Source organism: Promicromonospora sp. NPDC060271 (genome assembly GCF_042726755.1).
GTDB lineage: Bacteria > Actinomycetota > Actinomycetes > Actinomycetales > Cellulomonadaceae > Promicromonospora.
Genome location: NZ_JBHXBG010000068.1, coordinates 19725 through 28670, shown reverse-complemented (window position 1 = coordinate 28670; position 8946 = coordinate 19725). Strand labels below are relative to the sequence as shown.

Annotated in this window: 10 protein-coding genes; 5 read left to right on the top strand and 5 right to left on the bottom strand. The window is 69.6% G+C overall.

Annotation, left to right across the window (positions count from 1 at the left end):
* Positions 1–78: 78 nt before the first annotated feature.
* From lpdA to ACFWE2_RS12595, 3 genes are all read right to left on the bottom strand, one after another.
* Positions 79–1482 (bottom strand): dihydrolipoyl dehydrogenase, encoded by a 1404-nt coding sequence (gene lpdA, locus ACFWE2_RS12605; protein WP_377224568.1) that lies wholly within the window; start codon positions 1480–1482, stop codon positions 79–81.
* Between the two features lie 90 nt (positions 1483–1572).
* Positions 1573–1992, bottom strand: a complete 420-nt coding sequence (gene rnhA, locus ACFWE2_RS12600) for a ribonuclease HI (RefSeq protein WP_377224569.1) — start codon at positions 1990–1992, stop codon at positions 1573–1575.
* 52 nt (positions 1993–2044) lie between these two features.
* The gene (locus ACFWE2_RS12595) at positions 2045–2962 is read right to left on the bottom strand and encodes an SMP-30/gluconolactonase/LRE family protein (RefSeq protein WP_377224567.1); all 918 of its coding nucleotides are present in this window, start codon (positions 2960–2962) and stop codon (positions 2045–2047) included.
* A 64-nt stretch (positions 2963–3026) separates the two neighbouring features.
* On the opposite strand from ACFWE2_RS12595, the gene ACFWE2_RS12590 reads away from it, so the two are divergent.
* Together ACFWE2_RS12590 and ACFWE2_RS12585 are read left to right on the top strand one after the other, a co-directional pair.
* Complete coding sequence (locus tag ACFWE2_RS12590) at positions 3027–3467, top strand: Lrp/AsnC family transcriptional regulator (RefSeq protein WP_377224566.1); 441 nt, start codon at positions 3027–3029, stop codon at positions 3465–3467.
* Between the two features lie 86 nt (positions 3468–3553).
* Positions 3554–4435, top strand: coding sequence for an LLM class flavin-dependent oxidoreductase (locus ACFWE2_RS12585; RefSeq protein ID WP_377224565.1), 882 nt, complete (start codon positions 3554–3556; stop codon positions 4433–4435).
* 8 nt (positions 4436–4443) lie between these two features.
* Here the strand turns inward: ACFWE2_RS12585 and leuD are convergent, their stop codons facing one another.
* Positions 4444–5079, bottom strand: a complete 636-nt coding sequence (gene leuD, locus ACFWE2_RS12580) for a 3-isopropylmalate dehydratase small subunit (protein WP_377224564.1) — start codon at positions 5077–5079, stop codon at positions 4444–4446.
* A 14-nt stretch (positions 5080–5093) separates the two neighbouring features.
* The gene (leuC, locus tag ACFWE2_RS12575; RefSeq protein WP_377224563.1) at positions 5094–6650 is read right to left on the bottom strand and encodes a 3-isopropylmalate dehydratase large subunit; all 1557 of its coding nucleotides are present in this window, start codon (positions 6648–6650) and stop codon (positions 5094–5096) included.
* Positions 6651–6739: 89 nt separating this feature from the next.
* Between leuC and ACFWE2_RS12570 the strand changes: the two genes are divergently transcribed.
* The 3 genes from ACFWE2_RS12570 to ACFWE2_RS12560 all read left to right on the top strand — a co-directional run bounded on the left by ACFWE2_RS12570 (position 6740) and on the right by ACFWE2_RS12560 (position 8898).
* On the top strand, positions 6740–7459 hold the full coding sequence (locus ACFWE2_RS12570; protein ID WP_026365378.1) for an IclR family transcriptional regulator: 720 nt from the start codon (positions 6740–6742) through the stop codon (positions 7457–7459).
* Between the two features lie 225 nt (positions 7460–7684).
* Positions 7685–7867: a hypothetical protein gene (locus ACFWE2_RS12565; protein WP_377142558.1), complete on the top strand. Its 183-nt coding sequence runs from the start codon at positions 7685–7687 to the stop codon at positions 7865–7867.
* Between the two features lie 62 nt (positions 7868–7929).
* Positions 7930–8898, top strand: a complete 969-nt coding sequence (locus tag ACFWE2_RS12560) for a PH domain-containing protein (RefSeq protein ID WP_377224562.1) — start codon at positions 7930–7932, stop codon at positions 8896–8898.
* Positions 8899–8946 lie beyond the last annotated feature (48 nt).

Genomic DNA, 8946 nt, shown 5'->3' with positions numbered 1-8946 from the left:
CCAGGATGCAAAGAGGCCCGGATCCACGGATCCGGGCCTCTTCGCATGCCGATCGCCCAAGGGTGGCGGCGCGACCAACTAGAAGTTGATCATGTGCCCAGCAATCCCATGAATAGACTCCTGCAGCGCTTCCGACAGCGTCGGGTGCGTGTGCACGTTCCGCGCCATCTCGTCCGCCGTCAGGTCCCACTTCTGCGCCAGCGTCAGCTCCGGCAGGAGCTCCGAGACGTCCGGGCCGATCATGTGCGCGCCGAGAATCTCGTTGTACTTCGCGTCGGCGACCAGCTTCACGAAGCCGGTCGGGTCACCCAGGCCGTGCGCCTTGCCGTTGGCCATGAACGGGAAGGACGCAACCTTGACGTCGTACCCCTCGTCGCGAGCCTGCTGCTCGGTGAGACCGAACGACGCGATCTGCGGGGAGCAGAAGGTCGCGCGCGGCATCATGCGGTAGTCGCCCAGCGTCTGGGTCTCGGCCCCGCCGATCGTCTCGGCGGCGACGACGCCCTGCGCCTCCGCGACGTGCGCCAGCATGAGCTTGGCGGTGACGTCGCCGATGGCGTAGATGTGCGGCACGTTGGTGCGCATGTAGTCGTCGATGGCGATGGCGCCGCGCTCGGTGAGCTGCACGCCCGTGTTCTCGAGGCCGAACCCGCTGACGTTGGGCGCGAAGCCGACGGCCATGAGGACCTTGTCAACGACGAGCTCGCCAGGCTTGTCGTCCTTGACGCCCTTGTACGAGACGGTGACCGACGAACCGTCGTCCTTGACGGTCTGGACGGCGGTCGAGGTCAGCAGGTTGATGCCCAGCTTCTTGTACTGCTTGGCGATCTCCTTGGAGACGTCGGCGTCCTCGTTCGGCAGCGCACGGTCGAGGAACTCGATGATCGTGACGTCCACGCCGTAGTTCTTCAGGACGTAGCCGAACTCCATGCCGATGGCGCCCGCGCCGACGATGGCGATCGACTTCGGCAGCTCCCGCGTGAGGATCTGCTCCTCGTAGGTCACGACGTTCGAGGACAGCTCGACGCCGGGCAGCAGGCGCACCTCGGAGCCGGTCGCGATGATCGCGTTGTCGAACGTCACGGTCTCGGTGCCGCCCTTGTTGAGGGCCACCTCGATGGTGTTCGCGTCGCGGAACGTGCCGCGGCCGTCGAACTCCGTGATCTTGTTCTTCTTCATCAGGAAGTGGACGCCCTTGACACGGCCGCCGGCCACGTCGCGCGAGCGGTCGAACGCCTTGCCGAAGTCGAACGTGACGTCCCCGGACATGCCGAAGAAGTCCTTCTGGTGAGTGAAGATGTGGGCCAGCTCGGCGTTGCGGAGCAGAGCCTTGGAAGGGATGCAGCCCACGTTGAGGCAGACACCACCCCAATACTTCTCCTCGATGATCGCAACGGACTTACCGAGCTGGGCAGCGCGGATCGCGGCGACGTAGCCGCCGGGGCCCGCACCGAGGAGTACGACGTCGTAGTGGGAAGCCATGGGACAAGGGTATTAGGGTGCGCGAATCGTGGTGACGTGACATCGGTCTCGTTACCGCTACGGCTTCCACGAGGCCGTCGGCGCAGGCCATCAGCGCACGCTGTCGACACCCTTGTTGGCCAGCATGTCCGCCGCCTCGTTGCCCGGGTCGCCGGCGTGGCCCTTGACCCAGACCCAGCGCACCGTGTGCAGGGCGACCTCGGCGTCGAGCTCCTGCCACAGGTCGACGTTCTTCACCGGCTGCTTGCTCGCGGTCTTCCACCCGTTGCGCTTCCAGCCCACGATCCAGGTCTTCATACCGTTCATCACGTACGACGAGTCGACGTGGATGGTGACGTCGCTCGGCTGCTTGAGCGCCCGCAGCGCCTCGACGACGGCCTTGAGCTCCATGCGGTTGTTCGTCGTGACCTTTTCCCCGCCGAACAGCTCCTTGGAGTGCTCCCCTGCCTTCAGGAGCGCACCCCAGCCACCCAGCCCGGGGTTGCCCTTGCAGGCGCCATCGGTCCACATCTCCACCACGGGTCGCGTCTGCGTCACGGCGTAACCCTAGCTTCGCCGGTGGTCAGCCGGGGTACGCGGCGCCGTTGAAGGTGACCCGCAGCGAGTACAGCGAGGTGCCCGCCGTGAGGTAGAGGTGGTTGCGCTTGTGCCCGCCGAAGGTGAGGTTCGCGACCGACTCGGGCAGGAGCAGCTTGCCGATCAGGTCGCCGTCGGGAGCGAAGCAGTGCACGCCGTCCCAGGCGGCGGCCCAGATGCGGCCCTCGGTGTCGAGGCGCATCCCGTCGAAGCGGCCGGCGTCGCAGGTGGCGTGGATCGTGCTGCCGGTCAGGCGCCCGTCGTCCGTGACGTCGAAGACGCGGATGTGGCTCGGGTCCTGCCGGGTGTCGACGACGAACAGCCGCCGCTCGTCCGGTGAGAACGCCAGCCCGTTGGGCCGGACGAAATCGTCCGCGACGACGGTGACCTCCCCGTCGACGGGGTCGACGCGGAACACGTAGCAGGCGCCGCCGAAGTCGGAGTCGCCCGCGTTGCCCTCGTAGTCCCCGGTGATGCCGTAGGTGGGGTCCGTGAACCACACCGAACCGTCCGCGCGCACCACTACGTCGTTCGGGCTGTTGAGCCGCTTGCCGCGGTAGCTGTCCGCCAGGACCGTCACCGAGCCGTCGTGCTCGGTACGCGTCACCCGCCGGTTGCCCTGCTCGCAGGTGACGAGGCGGCCCTGACGGTCGACGGTGTTCCCGTTGGCGTATCCGGAGCCGTGCCGCAGGACGCCGACGGCGCCCGTCGTCTCGTCGTAGCGCAGCAGCCGGTCGTTCGGGATGTCGCTGAAGACGAGGTACTGCCCGCCCGCGAAGTACGCGGGGCCCTCGGTCTTCCTCGCGTCGGAGAAGTGGCGCTGGACGACGAAGTCGCCGTCACATCCAGCGAAGCGCTCGTCAAGGACGACAAACTCGGCAGGTATCGCCTCAGCAGTGAACATGGTTCGGAGATTATCCGCAAAGTCCGATTCATGTACAGCCGGGGTCATCGGTATAGTCCCTGCCATGGATGACGTCGACCGGGAGCTCCTCAAGCTGCTGCAGCAGGACGCGGGCATGCCGTACGCGGCGCTGGGCAAGGCCGTTGGGCTGTCCGCGGGCGCGGCGCACGACCGCGTGCGCAAGCTTCGGGAACGCGGGGTGATCCGCCGGACGACCATCGAGATCGACCCCCGTGCCGTCGGCCGCGGCGTGCTCGCCTTCGTCATGGTCGACGCCAACGCCTGGATGGGCGACGCGTCCACTCGCGAGGCCCTAGCCCGGATCGCGGAGATCGAGGAGGCGCACATCGTGGCCGGATCGGCCTCGGTGCTGGTCAAGGTGCGCACCGCGTCCACCGAAGAGCTGCAGCAGGCGCTGCGCCGTATCTTCGGCGTCGACGGCGTCACGGGGACCGACGCGATAGTGGTCCTGGAGACGTTCTTCGAGCGCCCCGTGCAGATCTAACCGGGCCCGGCCCCGGGAGTGTCAGTGTCTCGGCGTAGCGTGCTGGGTGACGTCGGACAACCACCTGGGCCACCCGGAGGAACGGTATGAAGTTCGGATTCATCAGCAGCTTCGGCACGATCGACCAGCACATCGCTCTGGCACGCGAGAGCGAGGAGCACGGCTGGGACGGCTTCTTCACCTGGGACGCGATCAGCCTGGAGGGCGAGTGGGCGATGCCGGTCTACGACCCGTTCGCCGTCCTCGCCGCCGCTGCCGCCGTGACGGAGCGCATCACGCTCGGCGCGATGGTGTTCGCCGTACCGCGGCACCGTCCGTGGGAGCTCGCGCAGCGCGCCCTCACCGTGGACCGCCTGTCCGGCGGCCGCCTGGTCCTGCCCGTGGGTGTCGGGGTGGGTGACGACCGCGGCTTCACCTCTGCTCCGGGCCAGGCGACGGGCCTGAAGGAGCGGGCAGCGCTGCTGGACGAGACCCTGGCCTGGCTCGAGCGGTCCTGGTCCGGAGAGGACTTCGAGTTCCACGGGGAACACATCAAGACCGGCCCGTTCCGGTTCCCCGAGCAGCCGGTGAACGGCCGGATCCCGGTGTGGCCGGTCGGTGTCTGGGACGCCGAGCGACCGCCCGCCAAGAACCTGAGGCGCACGCTGCGCTGGGACGGGATCGTTCCGCAGCTGCGCGGTACGGCGGACGATCTGACGACGGAGCACATCACCGGGCTGGTGGACTGGCTGACGGCGCACCGGTCGGACGGGGCCGAGGGAAACGGCACGGAGGACACCCGGGGCGACCGGCCGTTCGAGATCATCCTGCAGGGCAAGCTCTCGCCCGACCCTGCCGAGGCCGCCGAGCAGGCCCGCGTCATGGCCGACGCGGGCGTCACCTGGTGGATCGACTCGTGGTGGGACCCGGCGACGGTGACCCCGGAGCTCCTTCTGGAGAAGGTGCGCCAGGGACCACCGACGCTGTAGGGACCCGGTCAGACCGGGCGGGCCGCCTCGATCTCGACCGACGGCAGGTGCCGCGCGGGCAGGGTCTTCGGGCGCCACGACTCCCGGGTCGCCTCGAACGCGGTGATCTTGTCCTCCTGCTGCAGGGTGAGCCCGATGTCGTCGAGCCCCTCCATGAGCCGCCACCGCGTGTAGTCGTCGATCTGGAACGGCACGGTGACGTCGTCGGCCGTGGCGGTCCTCGCCTCCAGGTCCACGGTCACCTCGGTGCCGGGCTTGGTCTCGAGGATCTTCCAGAGGATCTCGATGTCCTCGGGCGAGACCACGCCCGCCACGAGGCCCTGCTTGCCCGAGTTGCCGCGGAAGATGTCGGCGAACCGGGACGACAGCACCACGCGGAAGCCGTAGTCCTTGAGCGCCCAGACGGCGTGCTCACGCGAGGAGCCGGTGCCGAAGTCGGGCCCGGCCACGAGCACGGAGCCCGCCGAGTACGCCTCCTGGTTCAGCACGAACGACGGGTCACCCCGCCAGGCGGCGAACAGCGCGTCCTCGAACCCGGTGCGCGTGACCCGCTTGAGGTACACGGCGGGGATGATCTGGTCGGTGTCCACGTTGCTGCGCCGCAGCGGGACGCCGACGCCGGTGTGGGTGTGGATCTTCTCCATGGTCTGTGCTCCTCTCAGCGCAGCGCGGGCTGGCCGGCGGCGGACCCGCTCGGAGCGGATCCGATCGCCACGGGAATGGGCAGGTCGACAACGGGCTCGCCCAGCGGGGACGCGCCGACACCGTCGAGCGGCGTGCCGTCGAAGGTGGTGATGTCGATGTCGTACGGCAGGTCGAGGTCGGCGACGCTCGACAGGGTGCCCCGGATCGCCGTGGCGGCGGCGACCAGCGGCGAGACCAGGTGGGTACGACCGCCCTTGCCCTGCCGCCCCTCGAAGTTGCGGTTCGACGTGGACGCCGACCGCTCCCCCGGCGCGAGCTGGTCCGGGTTCATGCCCAGACACATCGAGCAGCCCGCGTTGCGCCACTCGGCGCCGAACTCCTTGAAGATCACGTCGAGCCCCTCGGCCTCGGCCTGCAGCCGCACGCGGGCCGAGGACGGGACCACCAGGACCCGCACGGAGTCGGCCTTCTTGCGCCCCTTGATCACCTTCGCGACGGACCGCAGGTCCTCGATGCGACCGTTGGTGCAGGAGCCGATGAACACCGTGTCGACCTGGATGTCGCGCAGTGGCGTGCCGCCGGTCAGACCCATGTACTCCAGGGCCTTGGCCGCGGTCTCGCGCTCGCCCTCGTCGGCGATCTCCGCCGGAACCGGGACGGATGCCGAGAGCGGCAGGCCCTGGCCCGGGTTGGTGCCCCAGGTGACGAACGGCTCCAGGTCGGAGGCCTCGAGCACCACCTCGGCGTCGAACTGGGCGTCGTCGTCCGTGCGCAGCGTCCGCCAGTACTCGACGGCGGCGTCCCAGTCCTCGCCCTCGGGCGCGTGGGGACGGCCCTTGAGGTACTCGAACGTGGTCTCGTCGGGCGCGATCATGCCGGCGCGGGCGCCGGCCTCGATCGACATGTTGCAGATGGTCATGCGGGCTTCCATGGACAGCGCCCGGATGGCCTCGCCGCGGTACTCGAGCACGTAGCCCTGCCCGCCGCCGGTGCCGATCTTCGCGATGATCGCCAGGATGATGTCCTTGGAGGTCGTGCCGGCGGGCAGCGTCCCGTCCACCGTGATCGCCATGGTCTTGAACGGCGCCAGCGGGAGCGTCTGGGTGGCGAGCACGTGCTCCACCTCGGACGTGCCGATGCCGAACGCCAGCGCTCCGAACGCGCCGTGCGTCGAGGTGTGCGAGTCGCCGCACACGACGGTGAGACCGGGCATGGTGAGCCCGAGCTGCGGGCCGACCTGGTGCACGATGCCCTGGTCGGCGTCGCCGAGGCTGTGCAGCCGAACGCCGAACTCCTTGGCGTTGGCGCGCAGCGTGTCGATCTGCGTGCGGCTCGTCAGGTCGGCGATGGGCCGATCGATGTCGAGCGTTGGGGTGTTGTGGTCCTCGGTGGCGATGGTGAGGTCAGGGCGCCGCACCTGCCGCCCGGCGAGCCGCAGGCCCTCGAACGCCTGCGGGCTCGTGACCTCGTGCACCAGGTGCAGGTCGATGTAGAGAAGATCGGGTGAGCCGTCCTCGCCTCGACGCACCAGGTGCGCTTCCCAGACCTTCTCCGCCAGCGTGCCGGCCATTGCGGTTCGCCTCCCTGTAACTACCTCTGTCAGAAACAACTTTTGGTCTCGACTTGCAATCTCACGTTCCGAGACGGCAATATCGCGGTATGGACGATACTAGCGGAGTCGGCGTCTTGGACAAGGCGGCGTCCGTCCTCGGGGCACTCGAGGCCGGACCGGCCACCCTGGCGCAGCTCGTCTCCTCGACCGGCCTGGCCCGCCCGACGGCGCACCGCCTGGCCGTTGCCCTCGAGCACCACCGCCTCGTGGCCCGCGACATGCAGGGCCGTTTCGTGCTGGGCCCGCGCCTCAACGAGCTGGCCACGGCCGCCGGCGAGGACCGCCTCCTGGCGGCCGCGAACCCCGTGCTCATCGCGCTGCGGGACCACACAGGCGAAAGTGCCCAACTCTACCGCAGGCAGGGCGACCACCGCGTGTGCGTCGCAGCCGCCGAGCGTCCGGTCGGCCTGCGGGACTCCATCCCCGTCGGCGCGACGCTGAGCATGAGCGCCGGCTCCGCGGCGCACGTCCTGCTCGCGTGGGAGGAGCCGGACCGCCTCCACCGCGGCCTGCGTGACGCGACCTTCACGGCCACCATCCTCTCCGGCGTCCGACGCCGCGGATGGGCGCAGTCCGTCTCAGAACGTGAGCTGGGCGTGGCCTCGGTGTCGGCGCCCGTGCGTGGGCCGTCGGGCCGCGTGGTGGCCGCGGTCAGCGTCTCCGGCCCCGTGGAGCGCCTTTCCCGGCAGCCCGGCCGGCTGCACTCCGCCGCCGTCGTCGCAGCGGCCAACAAGCTCACCGAGGTGCTGCACCGGTCCGGCGAGTAGTCCCCTCGTCCGCAGGACTCTCCCCGGCGGAACCCCGCGGGGTCCAGCCGCACAGAGCCCCGCGGTGGGCTCCGTGGTGCGCATGCCGTGTGCGGCAGGTGAGCGGTCGGTAAGTGTTGGCCCGCCACGCCGAGCCAGGTGATTCCCCTGGTCCCGGTCCTGTCAGTACCCTCTTGAGGGACGTGTGCACACCAGGGCACACACCCCTACGTCGTGAGGAATCTGATGCCACCTAAGGTGAGGCTCATCATCATCTGGGTCGTGGTGATCTTCTTGCTGTACTCGGTCGTCAACGATCCCGAGCGCTCCGCCGACGTCGTGCTCGCCCTCTGGGACGTCATCTGGGGTGCCATCGCGAACATCGGCAGATTCTTCGAGGAGCTCTTCACCGGGTCGATCGGCCGCTGACCACGTAGGGTCAGCGGCGAGGCCCGACCACCGGATCCGACCGCACCCCCGGGGAGACCCGCATGAGCGCAACAGCGGACTTCGTCGTCCCCAACCGCGCCCTGCAGCGGTACATCCTGGCGGACGAGAAGATCATCATCGCAACGCACCGGCACTGGTCGATGCTCTGGGAGCCGCTTCTCACGACCGCCGGTGCGTTCGTGCTGGCACTGGCCCTGCTCGTCGCGGTGGACCCCGACGTCCGGAACGACATGGGCTGGGTCTGGCTGCCGTTCGTCGTCCTCGGCGGACGACTGCTGTACAAGTGGCTGGAGTGGCGGGCCCGCTGGTTCGTCCTGACCGACCGCCGGCTGCTCGTTCTCGACGGGTTCCTCATCCACCGGGTGGCGATGATGCCCACCGAGAAGGTGACCGACCTCGGGTACGAGCGCACCCCGATGGGTCAGCTGCTCGGCTACGGCACCTTCATCTTCGAGACCGCGGGGCAGGACCAGACGCTCGACCGGGTCACCTGGATACCCCAGCCCGACTCCCGGTACCGGCTCATCATCGCGACGCTCTTCCACCCGGACGCCGCCGACGCCGAGGCCGCCGCACAGGCCAACCCGGACCTCCGGCCGGCGGCCACGCCTTCCTCCGAGTCACCGGCCGGCCCGCCCCCGCCAGCCCTCATGCCCCGGATCGGACGGCGCAGCAACCCGCCGACGCAGCGCATCGAGCTTCCGGTCGCCCGGAGCGGCCCCGCCCAGGGCAGCACCGTCCCGGGCGGCACCGTCCCGGGCGGCACCGCCGCCGAGAGCGCCACCACGGACGGCACGGTCCCCACGACCGGCGAGCCGACCCGCCCCGGCTGGTCGTCGACGGGCGGCGCGACGGGCGGCGCGACGGCGCCCGCGACGTCGGGCAGCGCCGCTACCGGCGGCGGCGCGCACCACGGGGGCCACGTGCCCGGCGGGGCCACCGCCGACCCGGACTCCGAGGTGCGGCCCGAGCCGTTCATCGAGGGCGGCAAGGACCCGAAGATCCGCTGACGCTCCTGATCTTGGTTCAGCAGGCTCAGAAGGGCCGCAACCCCTGGA

Bases quoted from the DNA above. Each gene is read 5' to 3' on its own strand.
- lpdA (WP_377224568.1), bottom strand. From the start codon at position 1,482: ATGGCTTCCCACTACGACGTCGTACTCCTCGGTGCGGGCCCCGGCGGC.
- rnhA (WP_377224569.1), bottom strand. From the start codon at position 1,992: ATGTGGACCGATGGCGCCTGCAAGGGCAACCCCGGGCTGGGTGGCTGG.
- ACFWE2_RS12595 (WP_377224567.1), bottom strand. From the start codon at position 2,962: ATGTTCACTGCTGAGGCGATACCTGCCGAGTTTGTCGTCCTTGACGAG.
- ACFWE2_RS12590 (WP_377224566.1), top strand. From the start codon at position 3,027: ATGGATGACGTCGACCGGGAGCTCCTCAAGCTGCTGCAGCAGGACGCG.
- ACFWE2_RS12585 (WP_377224565.1), top strand. From the start codon at position 3,554: ATGAAGTTCGGATTCATCAGCAGCTTCGGCACGATCGACCAGCACATC.
- leuD (WP_377224564.1), bottom strand. From the start codon at position 5,079: ATGGAGAAGATCCACACCCACACCGGCGTCGGCGTCCCGCTGCGGCGC.
- leuC (WP_377224563.1), bottom strand. From the start codon at position 6,650: ATGGCCGGCACGCTGGCGGAGAAGGTCTGGGAAGCGCACCTGGTGCGT.
- ACFWE2_RS12570 (WP_026365378.1), top strand. From the start codon at position 6,740: ATGGACGATACTAGCGGAGTCGGCGTCTTGGACAAGGCGGCGTCCGTC.
- ACFWE2_RS12565 (WP_377142558.1), top strand. From the start codon at position 7,685: ATGCCACCTAAGGTGAGGCTCATCATCATCTGGGTCGTGGTGATCTTC.
- ACFWE2_RS12560 (WP_377224562.1), top strand. From the start codon at position 7,930: ATGAGCGCAACAGCGGACTTCGTCGTCCCCAACCGCGCCCTGCAGCGG.